Origin of the sequence: Janthinobacterium agaricidamnosum, from assembly GCF_003667705.1 — a bacterium.
Taxonomy (GTDB): Bacteria; Pseudomonadota; Gammaproteobacteria; order Burkholderiales; family Burkholderiaceae_D; genus Janthinobacterium.
The window spans coordinates 791,063-804,820 of the sequence record NZ_CP033019.1; the positions used below are offsets into that span (position 1 = coordinate 791,063).

Consider the following 13,758-nt stretch of genomic DNA (forward strand, 5'->3'; position numbering starts at 1 on the left):
GCGGTTCCGGAAATAGATTAGCATTCGGGTATCTCGTACACCTTGTACGCACTCCGCAGTTTTTCAGTAACTACTACGACCATGTCAAATACAAAACGCGCAATTCGTAATATCGCCATTATCGCCCACGTTGACCACGGCAAAACCACGCTGGTGGATCAGCTGCTGCGCCAGTCCGGCACCTTCCGTGAAAACCAAGCGGTCGACACCCGAGTCATGGACTCGAACGACCTGGAAAAGGAGCGCGGCATTACGATTCTGTCGAAGAACTGCGCTGTTGAGTACGAAGGCACCCACATCAATATCGTCGACACCCCAGGCCACGCCGACTTCGGCGGCGAAGTGGAACGTGTTCTGTCGATGGTGGACTCGGTTCTGCTGCTGATCGATGCACAGGAAGGCCCGATGCCGCAAACCCGTTTCGTCACGCGCAAGGCGCTGGCACTGGGTCTGAAGCCTATCGTGATCGTCAACAAGATCGACCGTCCAGGCGCACGTCCTGACTGGGCCATCAACCAGACGTTCGAACTGTTCGACAAGCTGGGCGCAACCGACGAGCAACTGGATTTCCCTATCGTTTACGCTTCCGGCCTGAACGGCTATGCCGGCCTGACCGAAGACGTGCGCGGCGGCGACATGAAGCCGATGTTCGACGCCATCCTGGAACACGTTCCAGTACGTGACGACAATCCGGAAGGCCCGCTGCAAATGCAGATCACCTCGCTGGACTACTCGTCGTACGTCGGCAAGATCGGCATTGGCCGCGTCAACCGCGGTACCGTGAAAGTTGGTCAAGACGTGCTGGTCATCAATGGCCCAGGCGCCACGCCAATCAAAGGCCGCATCAATCAGGTGCTGAACTTCAAGGGCCTGGAGCGCGTGCTGGTGGACGAAGCTGTTGCCGGCGACATTTGCCTGATCAACGGTATCGACGAAATCGGCATCGGTTCGACCCTGTGCGCACTGGACACCCCGGAAGCGCTGCCGATGCTGACCGTCGACGAGCCGACCCTGACCATGAACTTCATGGTCAACAACTCGCCACTGGCTGGCCGCGAAGGCAAGTTCGTGACCTCGCGCCAACTGCGTGACCGTCTGGAAAAAGAATTGAAAGCCAACGTTGCTCTGCGCGTAGCGCCGACCGACGACGACACGATCTTTGAAGTTTCGGGCCGCGGCGAGCTGCACCTGACGATTCTGATCGAAAACATGCGTCGCGAAGGCTTCGAGCTGGCCGTATCGCGTCCACGCGTGGTGTTCAAGATGGTCGATGGCGTGCGCCACGAGCCCTTTGAAAACCTGTCGGTCGACGTGGAAGAAGCCAACCAGGGCGGCGTCATGGAAGAACTGGGCCGTCGTCGCGGCGACCTGCAAAACATGGAATCGGATGGCAAGGGCCGCGTGCGTCTCGAGTACCTGATCCCTGCGCGTGGCCTGATCGGCTTCCAGGGCGAATTCATGACCCTGACCCGCGGCACCGGCTTGATGAGCCACGTGTTCCACGAATACGCACCAGTCGACAACACCCGTGGCGAAATGGCCGGCCGTCGTAACGGCGTGCTGATCTCGCAAGATGACGGCGCTGCCGTTGCCTACGCTATCTGGAAACTGCAAGACCGCGGCCGCATGTTCGTATCGCACAATGACCCGGTCTACGAAGGCATGGTCATCGGTATCCACTCGCGCGACAACGACCTGGTCGTCAACCCGATCAAGGGCAAGCAGCTGACCAACGTGCGTTCGTCGGGTACCGACGAAGCGGTGCGCCTGGTACCGCCAATTCAGATGTCGCTGGAATACGCAGTCGAATTCATCGAGGACGACGAACTGGTGGAAATCACGCCGAAATCGATCCGTCTGCGCAAGCGCTTCCTGAAAGAGCACGAGCGTAAAAAAGCGTCGCGTGATGCGTAATCTGTTGTAGAGCATGGCCTGCGGGCCATGCCGCTTCCGGCCCGCTGCGCCGCGTCACCGTCATTGGTGAGGCGCGCAGCGGGTTTGTCATTTGCAGCTCCTGTTTTTTTGTAGACACCATGACTTCCTCTTCTTTGCCCTCCCGCCGCCTGTCCGTTGCCCCGATGATGGACTGGACCGACCGCCATTGCCGCAAGTTCCACCGCGAAATCACGCGTCACACCTGGCTCTACACCGAGATGGTGACGACGGGCGCGCTCGTGTACGGCGACGTGGAGCGCCACCTGCGCTTCAACGAGGAAGAGCATCCGGTGGCGCTGCAGCTGGGCGGCAGCGATCCGACAGACCTGGCCACCAGCGCCAGGCTGGGCCAGCAGTGGGGCTATGACGAGGTCAACCTCAATTGCGGCTGCCCGTCCGAGCGCGTGCAGAAAGGGGCGTTTGGCGCCTGCCTGATGGCCGAGCCGCAACTGGTGGCCGACTGCGTGAAAGCCATGCGCGACGTGGTCGACATCGACGTCACGGTCAAGCACCGCATCGGCATCGACGACAGCGAATCGTACGACTTCGTGCGCGACTTCGTCGGTACCGTGGCCGATGCCGGCTGCAAGACGTTTATTGTGCATGCGCGCAATGCCATCCTGAAAGGCCTGAGCCCGAAGGAAAACCGCGAAGTGCCGCCCCTGAAATACGATTACGCCTACCGCCTGAAGCGCGATTTTCCCCAGTTCGAGTTCATCATCAACGGCGGCATCAAGACCCTGGACGAGATCGACCTGCATTTGCAGCACCTCGATGGCGTGATGCTGGGCCGCGAGGCGTATCACAACCCGTACGTGATGGCGCAGTTCGACCAGCGCTACTACGGCGACGAGACGCCCGTGAAAACGCGCGAGCAGGTACTCGAGGCGATGATTCCGTACATTAGCGCGCAGCTGGAAAAAGAAGCGGGGCGCTTGAAACTGAACAGCGTCACGCGCCACATGCTGGGCCTGATGCAAAATCTGCCCGGCGCGCGCGGCTTCCGCCAGACCCTGTCGGACTCGAAGAAGCTGGCCTCGGGCGACCCCCGTTTGCTGCTGGAAGCGGCGGCGCGTTTGTCGCTGCCTGCCTGATGAGCGGCGACTGCCACAGCCTTGCGCGCGTGATCGAGGGCTACTTGCTGGCCGTCGGCGCCCTGAAGGATGACGGCAGCTTGTTTCTTTGCGAGTATCTGGGACCCGTCGCGCCGCAGGCATCGCTCGATGCCTTGTGCCGCGCGCTGCGGATTGCGCCGGCGGGCTTGTCCTTGCAGCCGCTCGAGAGCGTAGTGTGCAGCGGCATCGCCTGCACGCCGCGCCAGTGGTTGCTGGAGCGTATTCGTCCCATGAGCGAGGCGGACCGCCAGCCGCTCGATGCGCGTTTATATGACGGTTTCGAGCGAGAACTGGCCGAACTGCTGCGCGGCGAGCCGCGCTGGTATCAATTGGTATCATCTGGCCAGATCAGCCTGACCGGGCAATTGGGCGCCATCTGGAGCGTCTTTGTCTTTGGCACAGAGTGCCACGCCTATGTGATGCATTGCAGCTGGGACAGCTGAGCCAACTTGTCTATACCGCTGCTTCTGCGCAGTGGTATTGTCCGTACTCCCCCTTCCTCTGAGCACCTCTTCCAAAACGATGCAATATGGCTACGCCATGTGTTGTAAATGCGCCGTTTCGGCGCACGCCCGCACTGCCATGGGGCATTTCTAAGAGGCAAGAATCGGCGTTGTTGCCATTTCCCCGAAGAAAGTTAATCTGCCATTTATTCAGGTACTTATTGCTTGCTTTGAGGCAAAATTTACACCTATAATTGATTATAGACAAATATTTCTCATATGAATGTTTGATGTTGATCTCATATCATCAGTGTCAAAAATTCAGCGTGTGGAGCAAGTTTGCATTCGCAGTCACTGGCTGTTTCAGGGCTGGCGAAGGACCAGGAAGTACCCCAGGCTGCGTGCAGCCGGATACCGCCAGCATACCAATGGGTAAGGGCGGATACCGGTGTACCGCAGCCTTCGTCTTGTCGTGCCGGGCAAAAAATCCTTATCAATAGTTTCATTTACGAAGAGCCGAAATGAATTTAGCAAAAATGAAGGTTGGTACCCGCCTGGGCCTGGGTTTCGCCCTGGTACTGGTTCTGCTGGTGGCCGTGACCGTCCTCGGCATCGCGCGCATGGCGCAAATCCAGGAACGTCTCGATCACGTGATCAATGTCAACAATGTCGTCACCCGCCTGGTGATCGATATGCGTGGCAACGTCAGCGACCGCATCACCTCGCTGCGCATCCTCACCCTGATGACTGACGCGAGCGATATGGAGCCGGAAATGGCGCGTATCAAGACGCAGACGAGCACCTATCAGGAAACGCAGAAGAAGCTCGAAGAGAAATTCGCCGTCGAGTCGACTGCCGAAGAAAAGACCCTGCTCGCTTCGATCAAGGAATACGAAGCGGCCGCCATGCCGGCCATCGCCAAGGCATCCGCACTGTGGATGGCCAACGATGCGGAAGGCGCCACGCGCGTGATGATCAAGGAAATCCGCCCGGTGCAGAAAAAATGGATGGAAGCGCTGGAGCAGCTGGCCACCCTGGAAGACAAGCTCAATGAACAGATGCAGTCGGATGCCCGCAAGGCTTTCGACAGCGCGCGCCTGTTCATGATCATCCTCGGCGTACTGGCCGTGGCGATGGGCGTGGCGGCGGCACTGGTGATTACCCGCGGCCTGCTGAAACAGCTGGGCGGCGAGCCTGACTACACGGCATCGATCGCCGGCAGCATTGCCAATGGCGACCTGTCGATCGGCATCCACACCCAGCCATCGGACAATTCCAGCCTGCTGGCGGAAATGAAGGAAATGCGCAACAGCCTGGTGGGCATCGTCGGCCAGGTGCGCGTCGGCACGGAAACCATCGGCACAGCCTCGCGCGAGATCGCCGACGGCAATATCGACCTGTCGTCGCGCACGGAAATGCAGGCCAGCGCGCTGGAAAAAACGGCGTCCGCGATGGAAGAGCTGACCTCGACCGTGAAACAGAATGCGGACAATGCACGGGAAGCGAACAAGCTGGCCGCGACCGCGTCGGACGTGGCCCTGAAGGGCGGCTCCGTCGTGTCGCAAGTGGTTGACACCATGAGCTCGATCAACGAGTCGGCGAAGAAGATCGTCGACATCATCGGCGTGATCGACGGCATCGCCTTCCAGACGAATATTCTGGCGCTGAACGCGGCCGTGGAAGCGGCGCGTGCCGGCGAGCAAGGCCGCGGCTTTGCCGTGGTGGCGTCCGAAGTGCGCAACCTGGCCCAGCGCTCCGCTGGCGCCGCGAAGGAAATCAAGATCCTCATCGACGATTCGGCCGAGAAGACGGAACGCGGTACGCGTCTGGTCGGCCAGGCTGGTGTGACGATGGGCGAAGTGGTCGACAGCGTGCGCCGCGTGACGGACATCATGAGCGAGATCGCCAGTGCCAGCCAGGAACAAAGCGCCGGCATCGAACAGGTCAACCTGTCGATCATCGAGATGGACGGCATGACGCAGCAAAATGCCGCCCTGGTGGAACAGGCAGCCGCCGCGGCGCAAAGCCTGCAGGACCAGGCGGCCGAACTGGCGCACGTGGTCAGCATCTTCAAGCTGGTCGAAGGCGAAGAGAAACCGGCAGCGGCGTCTGTGCCGGCGCCGGCACCCGTGGCTGCCGCACCAGCGGCCGTGCGCAAGCCGGCGCCCGCATTGCGTCCGGTGAAATCGCTGACCCGCAAGACCGAAGCGGCCGCTCCCGTGGTTGCCGCGGCGCCACGCAAGGCGGCAGGGGCCGGCAGCACCAGCAATGACGAGTGGGAAGAGTTTTAAGCGCGGTCAACAGCGCACAGGAAGTTGTAATTACCGTATCTGATAATCATGGGGAAGCACATGTTTGAGAATAAGCGTTTGATGAGTGTTGCAGCAGCCTTGCTGGTGTCCGTTTCTTCCGCAGCCTTCGCTGCCGAGGTGCCCGCGTCGTTCGATGCCAAGAACTGCAAGGCCGACTATCCGAAAGCCTCGTTGATGAACGAAGAGCAGGGCACCGTGTCGATGTCCTTCCTGGTCAATGCCGATGGCAGCGTTGCTGATTCGAAAGTCGAGAAGAGCAGCGGCTTCAAGAACCTGGACAAGGCCGCCATCAAGGCCCTGTCCGCATGCAAGTTCAAGCCGGGCACCAAGGATGGTTCCCCTGCGCAAACCTGGACCAAGGTCGACTACGCCTGGAAGCTGGACTGATCCAGGCACTGCCGGGAGCGCGTCTCCCGGCATGACCGTATCCGCTACGGGCGGCGCCTGCGAGGGTGCCGCCCGTATTGTTATGTGCGGCAGCCAACGGCGCTGCCGCTGCGGATTCTGTTACCCTCGAAACATACCTTCGGGATATCCCACCACAAGAGGCCTACCATGCAGCGCATCCTGACACTTTCTTCCCTGGCCGCCACCGGCTTGCTGCTTTCCGCCTGCGCTTCCCTGGGCACGCCCGTGGGCTTGCAGGCGGGGCAGACCGTCGCCGTTGTCAACAGCCTGAGCTGGGACAATCCCCTGACGGGCAAGCGCGACGGTGTACGCACCAGCTGGCCCATCAAGGATGGCAAGATTGCCCCTGAATATTTTCCGCTGGCGCAATTGAAGCAATGCGACGCCGGCGGCAAGGCTTGCAGCTGGGGTGTGATGCGGGCGCAGCGCAGCGCGCCGAAGCTGGCGTATGCGGACGGCGGCGTCGACCTGGCCGTGAACGTTGCGATCGACGTGGCGCGGCGCCAGGATGCGCGCCAGGGCGAGACGCAAACGGCGATGGCGATACCGCAGGACGTGCCAGCCCTGGCGGGCAAGCAGCGTGTGCAGCCCAGCTGGAAATTGAAGTATGGCAAGGTCGAGCAGGTCGAGCTCGATTACGGCGTGCGCTACCAGGTGTGCGTCCAGCGCTACGATGCGGCAGGCAAGGCCATCGACACGTGCGACATTCCATTTATCTGAGGAAACATGGCGCATGGGCCGCTTGTGGCGCCATTGCTACATTTCATGTTGCGGCGTGCGTCGGGGTGTAACAATCGGTAAAAGCACAGCAAAGCATGGCGTAATTTCTTATAGTACTTACTTGAGGTAGTACATATTAGGAGAATTGCGATGAAAACCCTGTTGGCAGTAATTTCGCTGGCCGCATTGGGTGGCTGCGTCGTGGCCCCGCCAGGGCCCGCGTATTACGGTTCGCGCGCGCCACAGGGGGCCTACAATCCCTATGAATGGCATACGGTCTCGTCCGAGCCGGTGCAGTCGGGCCGCGTAATGAGCGCGCCGCGCGTGGAATACACGAATGAGCCCGTCTACGTGCAGCAGTCGCCTGTCTACGTGCAGCAGCCCGTGTATGTGCCGGCGCCCGTGTACGCGCCGCAACCGTATTATTACAATCCGCCCGTATCGATCGGGCTGGACTTCATGTTTGGCTTTGGGCGCTATGGCGGACGCCGCGGCGGCTGGGGCGGGCATGGACACTACCACGGCCGCCGCTAGACGCGGGGCGTAGTCCTTCTGGCGTGAGAAAGCGCGTCGTGCTTCGTAAAGCACGGCGCGCTTTCTCATTGGCGATGACGAGCAGCGCCGCGCAGCGTAATCAGTGGAAATATACCGAACTCTGGTGCAGCACGTCCGCCGAGCACAGGATATACATCGCCGCCGCTGCCAGACCTATTTGCAAGGCGCCAAAGCTGATCGGGATGAGGCGGGACATGTCGTACTCCTGAATGGTGTGAGGTGGGTTGTCAGGCTTTCATCATAGGTCGAATAAATGCTCTCGGGCATCGGATGAATGTCCGCCACGATGTAGGACAACACCTCGTCGCTGAGGCCCCGCCTCGCTCTCCGGCAGCCTAAGTAACCCCAATAAATTATTGCGATTTCTGACTTCTATAACCGGCGCTCTGCGGTGTTGCCCACTGCTAGCAGTGCTCGCACTGCGTCGCAGCGGGCGCCTTGCATAGCATCCGGTTCTATTCGTCATAACTTCACAATAATTTCCTGAGGATTGCTTAGCGGTTTTTCCAGCGCAGCACCGGCTCTTCCGGCGCCGTGTCCGGCACGTTCGAAATCGCCAGCCAGTGCGTCAGGCGTTCCGGATGCTTGAGATTGATGCCCATGCCATCGATGATGCCGACCTGTTCCAGCATGCGCGCGTCGATCTTCGCCTTCGACACCGTGGGTGCGCCCATGACCATGCGGTCATATGCCTTGCGCGCCTTGTGTTCCCATTTGTGCAGATTGCTTTCGTCGAAGCGGTTCGCTTCGAAGTACACGGTCAGGGTGCCGTCGAGGTTGCCGAAGCCGACAATGCCCGCGCCCTTGCGGATGGTGGTGGTGTTGTTGATGTCGAATTCCGCCGTGGGCACGAAAATGCCGGCGCGGCCATCGATGTCGGGACGTCCCACGGGTGTTTCCTTGCCGTAGGAACTCGTTTCGGTAATGGTTTTTTCTGCGGACATGGTGCGTGTGTGGTGGCCGTGCCGGGAGCGCAATCGGGTCCGGCAGCGCCAGTCATCCTGTTCAAAAAATGCGTGCTGATGATCAGGGCGGGGTAGGGGCCCTGGCGGAGCGATGCTTGGCATTGCTTGATACCCCGCTATTGTAGCGCCAATTTAATTCTTTTGGGCAACATTTAATGCTGCAGTGCACGCTTCTTCGGACGAGAAAAAGCCGCCCGGCCAAACGGCGGGACGGCTGTTGCGTGGCGTCTGTCCGGACTCAGGCGGCTGTCTTGCGGCGTGCCATGAAACCCAGCAAGCCCAGGCCCAGCAGCATCATGGCGTAGGTTTCAGGTTCCGGCACGGCGGCCGTCACCGAGACGTTGTCCAGGTAGGAACCATAGGTCGGTGCGGAGACGGGGCCGATCGATTCGAAACGCAGCAGGCTCGAAGAGCCGAGTGCGGTCACGTTCTGGCTGTAGGTTTGCCACACGCCGCTCGTGTTGCCGATCAATGCCGTTGGCGTCAGCAGCGTCGAACCCCAGTAGACATTCATCAGGCTGTTCGCGCCGCCCGCCGTATCGGGACGGCCCGAGTAGGCAAACGACAGCGCATAGGTGCTGCCGGCCGTGGTGGCGATCGCTTGCGATACCGACGTCAGGCGGTCCGTATTGAGTTCCAGGTATTGCGTGCCGCTGGCGGCGACGGGGTTGAATCCGCCCTGGCCGCCTTGCGTGGCGCCTTTCTGGATTTCAAAGGCCGAATTGCCGCTGGCCGATGAAGTCCAGCCTGTCACGCTGCTGAGCGGAGCCCAGGCTGAGGCGATGACATTGTTTTCGAAACTGCCATTGACCACCAGTTCGGTCGCGGCGTTGGCGGCGCCAGCGGTGACCAGGGTGGCCAGTGCGGCGATCTTCAGGAGGGTGGCTGGCGTCTTCATGGGTTCTCTTTGCTTAGTTAAAAGATAATTTGATTTCTTAAATGACATTTAAAGAATATCACCAAAACTCACAAAAAGAACACGCGCCCGCTAAAATTATTTGCAATTGTGAAATCATTTGTGTCTACATGGAAATTAATTTCTATGGTGAATGAATTGCTGTGAAGCTCCAAGGCGAACGCAAGCTTGGAGTTACTTGCGTCACGGTATTTTTGTGACATCGGGACGTAAAAAAACCTGCATCGTAACAACAACGATGCAGGTTTTTTCAGGTAACTGCCGTGCGCAGCGGCATATCGATTCGATAGGCGCCTTCGCGCAGGCATCAGAACGCCAGGCGGCCCTGCAGGTAGACCATGCGCGGCGCGCCCACCAGCTTGCCCAGGTTGCCGTCCGAGGTGCGCGTGAAGTAGCGCTTGTCGGCGAGGTTGTTGACGCCGGCGACCAGTTCCAGGCCCTTCTGTCCCGGCACTGTCCATTTCACTTGCGTATTCCAGGTGCGGAAGCCGGGAATCACACCCAGGTTGCCGGCCGGGTTTTCCGTCACGGTATTCGCTTCGTCGGCGAACTGGCGGCTCTGGTGGCTGCTCGACAAATCAACACCCCAGGCGCCCAGCTGATAGTGGACGCCGACGGTATCCGTGGTGCGCGAATAGAAGGGCACGTCGTTGCCCGCGTTCGCACCATCCTGCAAGGTCGCCTTGGTGTAGGTGTAGGTGGCATAGGCGTTCAAGCCGGCCAGCGGGCCGGACTTGTCGAAGCGGTAGTCGACGGCCGTTTCCAGGCCGCGGTGGTGCGTGGCGCCCACGTTGTAGAAGACGACGTTTTCGCCGCTGCCCACGGACTGGATCTGGTTGTCGAACTTGATGTTGAACAAGGTCGCTTCGGCCGACAGCTGGCTGCTCTTCCAGCGCGCGCCCAGCTCGGCTGTTTTCGCCAGTTCCGGCTGCAACGGATTCTTGCTCGACTGCGCATTGAGCTGCGTATTTTGCACGGCGCCAAACGAGCTGTTGTAGTTGCCGAACAGGGTCACGTTGTTATTGAGCAAGTAGGCGACGTTCAGCGAGGGCAGGGCCTTGTTGTTGAGCAGTTCGATCTTCTGGTCGACCGGCAAATGGTTGAAGCGTTCCGTCTTGATGTGTTCGTAGCGTACGCCCGGTGTGATGCGCCAGGCGTCGATGGCGATCTTGTCATCGATATACACGGCCTGCGCATCGGTGGCATTGTCGGCAAAGCGCGTCGGCTTTTGTTGCACGCCGCTGGCGATAATCACATTGTAGATGGCCTCGTCGGCGCGCTCGGCCAGGTAGCGGTAGCCGACGGTGACGTCCTGTGTGACCTTGCCGGTAATAAAGCGCTGCGTGTAGCGCGGCTCGATGGCCGTCGTTTCATAGTTGCGCGGCTGGTGGCCCAGGTTTTTTCCGCTGATCAAGGTGCTTTCGCGCGAGCTTTTGTTGTAGTAGGTGCGCACTTCGAATTCCTGCGTGTTCGACATGGCATTCAGGTAGCCGATGTCGAAGGCCTTGCGCTCGCCGCTCCAGAAGTCGGTGGGGCGCGTGTTCTGGAACGGGTCCTGCTTGTATTGTGCCGCGGTCAGGCCGCCCGGCGTGCGCGACGTTACGTCGTAGTAGGACAGCTTGCCGTACACCTCGGCCGTGGGGCTCAGGTCGTAGCGGAACTTCAGGGCGAAGTCGTTGACTTTTTCATCGCTGCCCACGCGCCAGTCGCTGCCGCGGATGCCGGAATACAGCACGGCCAGGCCCAGGCCGCTGTCGAGCTGGGTGCCGGCAAACACGCTGGCCTGCGTGTTGTGGCCCACTTCGCTGTAAGAGTTGTAGCGCACGGTGGCGTCGCCCGTGATGCCTGGCGCGGTGGGCACGCGGCGCGTCTTGAAGTTGATGATGCCGCCCACGTTTTGCGGGCCGAAGCGCACGGCGCCGCCGCCGCGCACCACGTCGACCGTCTCGACATTGGCCAGGCTGACGGGCGCGAACGACAGTTGCGGCTGGCCATACGGCGCGACCGACATCGGAATGCCGTCAAGTAACACCGTGCTGCGCGGCGAATAGCGTCCGGCCAGGCCGCGCACGCCGATGTTGAGCGAAATGGCGCTGCCCGCGCTGCCCGAATTGTCGCTGATCTGCACGCCGGGAATGCGGCGCATCACGTCGCTGAGGCTGGTTGCACCCGAGTTCTCGATGTCATCCTTCTGCACCACGGTGCGGGCGCCCGCGAAATTCTTCGTGCTGGCGGCCATGCTGGTACCCAGCAAGTTGCTGCTGACCTGAATCGATTCCAGGATGGAACCGGCATTCTCAGCGCTATTGGCGTCCTGCGCCTGCGCGGCAAGCGGGGCACCCAGGCAGGCGAGGGCGATGGCCAGCGCGCACGGGCGCAGCGAAAAGGGCAGTGTGACAGGTGTGGCAGCCATGCATGGATCTCCGTAATGACAATGTTTGCGCGGGCAATCGGGCGGCGCGACAACATCGTGGCGTGGACATCCGGCGCAAGGGGATAAGAATGATAATGATTCTCATTTTATCCGTCAATTGCGCAAACTGCGTAGGATGGGCTTTGCCTGGAGAAAGGCGGGAAGTGTTGCTGGCGCGGTACAGGAAGGAGTTTGGATTGCCGCTTGGCACCATTGCTGGGGTGCGGCGGCATTTTGCGTGCTTCTTGTATACTGCCGCTTTTGCAGCCGTCAGACGTGAACGTACAATGAGCCAGACAACTGAAACGACACCAGGCGATTCCTCCGTGGAACGCCGCCAGGGCGACCAGCCGGCAAGTGCTGCGCGCAAATTGAATCTGCTGGTGGTCGACGACAACCAAGAAGTGGGCGAATCGCTGGCCATGCTGCTCGAAGCGCTGGGCCACCATGCGGTGGTGGTGCGCAACTGGCAGATGGCCGTCGAGCAAGTCAAGCTGTGCGTGCCCGACGCCGTCTACCTCGACATCGAAATGCCCGGCATCAGCGGCATCGAAATCGGCCGCCGCCTGCACCACAATCCCGAGACGGCCAACGCCGTGCTGATCGCCGTCACGGGCCACAGCCTGCCCATGTACATGGACGACGCGCTGGCCGTGGGCTTCCGCCACTTCCTCGTCAAGCCGGTGCGCCTGGACGACCTGGCGACGACGGTGCAGTCGGTGCTGGCGGGATAGGTATCCTGCAGTAAAAGACGAAGAGGGCCGGCTGCATGCCGGCTTTTTTGCAAGAATGCGCCTGGGATTGGGAAAACAGTTGTGCTTGCTTAAAAGCGCCGTCCCTGATCCGGCATAGAGTGGCATGACATCTATCTCAAGGAGATGATTCATGCCCTATATTTATTCCAATGTCGCCGAGTTGAAAGGCAGGCCCGTTGTCGGTAGTCGCCACTGCGTCGCTTTGGTGCAGTACTATGCTCGCGCGCCAGTCACGGCAAACTGGCGCGAGGGCGAAGCGGTGTTGGGGAACGCCATCATCAAACCGGGAACCGCGATCGCCACATTTGTCAGGGGGCGTTACCCGAACCGACCACATGGCAATCATGCCGCCTTGTTCATCGGCCAGGCGATAGGCGGGATCTATATTGCAGACCAATGGAAAGCCGACGGCAAGACCGAAATTTCGGTGCGGCTGATACGCTCGCAAGGCAAGGACAAGCGCGGTAATTACATCCACGCCAGCGATAACGCCGATGCATTTTCCGTGATTGAATGAGGTTGGTCATGGCATACTCAAAAACGACAATGGCAGCACGGATCTGCTGGCCTGCAATGGCACTGCTGGCCATATCGTGCCTGCAATCGACAGCCAGCGCCGCGCCCGTTGCCTGCCCAGTGTCGATTTCCCAGGGCTCGCTGCAGCTTGCCGATGTACCGCAAGGCTGGACCAGCTATGTCGGTTCGCCACTTTACCTGCATGCGGCGGCGCCGATGAACGGGCCACCGGAGCAGTTGGGCGAGCTGTCGGACTTCCGGCAAAAGCGCTTGAAAAAAGGTTGGGTAGATACTTATCGGCTCGATGGCAAGTTTCCGGAGGGGAAATGGCTGGCCTGTCGTTACGGCGGCACGGGTCAGCTGACTTTGGCGATGCGGCTCGACGACAGTATCGACAGCTGTACTTTTACTTATCGGCAAGGTGAGCATGTCGGTGAGCGCAACATCGCCATCCTGTGCAGATAGTCATGGTGTTTGATTTACGCCATAAAAACCTGCTCTGAAATAGAAAAAGCCCGGTTCGAAAACCGGGCTCTTCTTTATTCTCTGGGGTGGCTGATGGGGCTCGAACCCACGACAACAGGAATCACAATCCTGGACTCTACCAACTGAGCTACAGCCACCACTGTCTTACTTGCCTGTTTAGCTGTTTTGCTGAACAGGTGCCGAATTATACAAAGAACTCGGCAAAGTGGCAAATCTAAA

General features: G+C 59.9%; 13 protein-coding genes and 1 tRNA gene. 10 read left to right on the forward strand and 4 right to left on the reverse strand.

Annotation, left to right across the window (positions count from 1 at the left end; genetic code table 11):
* Positions 1–81 precede the first annotated feature (81 nt).
* The 7 genes from typA to D9M09_RS03590 all read left to right on the forward strand — a co-directional run bounded on the left by typA (position 82) and on the right by D9M09_RS03590 (position 7,467).
* On the forward strand, positions 82–1,914 hold the full coding sequence (typA, locus tag D9M09_RS03560) for a translational GTPase TypA (RefSeq protein WP_070223676.1): 1,833 nt from the start codon (positions 82–84) through the stop codon (positions 1,912–1,914).
* Between the two features lie 119 nt (positions 1,915–2,033).
* Positions 2,034–3,029: a tRNA dihydrouridine(20/20a) synthase DusA gene (dusA, locus tag D9M09_RS03565; protein WP_121668588.1), complete on the forward strand. Its 996-nt coding sequence runs from the start codon at positions 2,034–2,036 to the stop codon at positions 3,027–3,029.
* Positions 3,029–3,493: a hypothetical protein gene (locus D9M09_RS03570; protein WP_121668589.1), complete on the forward strand. Its 465-nt coding sequence runs from the start codon at positions 3,029–3,031 to the stop codon at positions 3,491–3,493. The genes dusA and D9M09_RS03570 overlap by 1 nt, the downstream gene beginning before the upstream one ends.
* A gap of 536 nt (positions 3,494–4,029) precedes the next feature.
* A complete protein-coding gene (locus D9M09_RS03575) occupies positions 4,030–5,784 on the forward strand; it encodes a methyl-accepting chemotaxis protein (protein WP_121668590.1) in 1,755 nt (584 codons plus the stop codon).
* A gap of 60 nt (positions 5,785–5,844) precedes the next feature.
* Entirely contained in the window at positions 5,845–6,192 is a 348-nt protein-coding gene (locus D9M09_RS03580) for an energy transducer TonB (protein ID WP_070218202.1), read from the forward strand.
* Positions 6,193–6,360: 168 nt separating this feature from the next.
* The gene (locus tag D9M09_RS03585; RefSeq protein WP_121668591.1) at positions 6,361–6,933 is read left to right on the forward strand and encodes a hypothetical protein; all 573 of its coding nucleotides are present in this window, start codon (positions 6,361–6,363) and stop codon (positions 6,931–6,933) included.
* A 150-nt stretch (positions 6,934–7,083) separates the two neighbouring features.
* A complete protein-coding gene (locus tag D9M09_RS03590) occupies positions 7,084–7,467 on the forward strand; it encodes a hypothetical protein (protein WP_070311565.1) in 384 nt (127 codons plus the stop codon).
* 515 nt (positions 7,468–7,982) lie between these two features.
* Here D9M09_RS03590 and D9M09_RS03595 read toward each other — a convergent pair.
* From D9M09_RS03595 to D9M09_RS03605, 3 genes are all read right to left on the reverse strand, one after another.
* Positions 7,983–8,432 carry a hypothetical protein gene (locus D9M09_RS03595; protein ID WP_070218194.1) on the reverse strand — a complete coding sequence of 150 codons (450 nt, stop codon included), beginning with the start codon at positions 8,430–8,432 and terminating at the stop codon, positions 7,983–7,985.
* Between the two features lie 259 nt (positions 8,433–8,691).
* Positions 8,692–9,351 carry an FxDxF family PEP-CTERM protein gene (locus D9M09_RS03600; RefSeq protein ID WP_070218193.1) on the reverse strand — a complete coding sequence of 220 codons (660 nt, stop codon included), beginning with the start codon at positions 9,349–9,351 and terminating at the stop codon, positions 8,692–8,694.
* A 325-nt stretch (positions 9,352–9,676) separates the two neighbouring features.
* Positions 9,677–11,782 (reverse strand): TonB-dependent receptor family protein, encoded by a 2,106-nt coding sequence (locus tag D9M09_RS03605; protein WP_121668592.1) that lies wholly within the window; start codon positions 11,780–11,782, stop codon positions 9,677–9,679.
* A 287-nt stretch (positions 11,783–12,069) separates the two neighbouring features.
* Here D9M09_RS03605 and D9M09_RS28745 point away from each other — a divergent pair, with 287 nt between their 5' ends.
* The 3 genes from D9M09_RS28745 (at position 12,070) to D9M09_RS03620 (ending at position 13,518) form a co-directional block, all read left to right on the forward strand.
* A complete protein-coding gene (locus tag D9M09_RS28745; protein ID WP_162995554.1) occupies positions 12,070–12,516 on the forward strand; it encodes a response regulator in 447 nt (148 codons plus the stop codon).
* A gap of 151 nt (positions 12,517–12,667) precedes the next feature.
* Positions 12,668–13,054 carry a BPSL0067 family protein gene (locus tag D9M09_RS03615; protein ID WP_070291164.1) on the forward strand — a complete coding sequence of 129 codons (387 nt, stop codon included), beginning with the start codon at positions 12,668–12,670 and terminating at the stop codon, positions 13,052–13,054.
* Positions 13,055–13,062: 8 nt separating this feature from the next.
* Entirely contained in the window at positions 13,063–13,518 is a 456-nt protein-coding gene (locus tag D9M09_RS03620) for an STY0301 family protein (RefSeq protein ID WP_139143720.1), read from the forward strand.
* Between the two features lie 82 nt (positions 13,519–13,600).
* Here the strand turns inward: D9M09_RS03620 and D9M09_RS03625 are convergent.
* Positions 13,601–13,676, reverse strand: a tRNA-His gene (locus D9M09_RS03625).
* Positions 13,677–13,758: the final 82 nt, after the last annotated feature.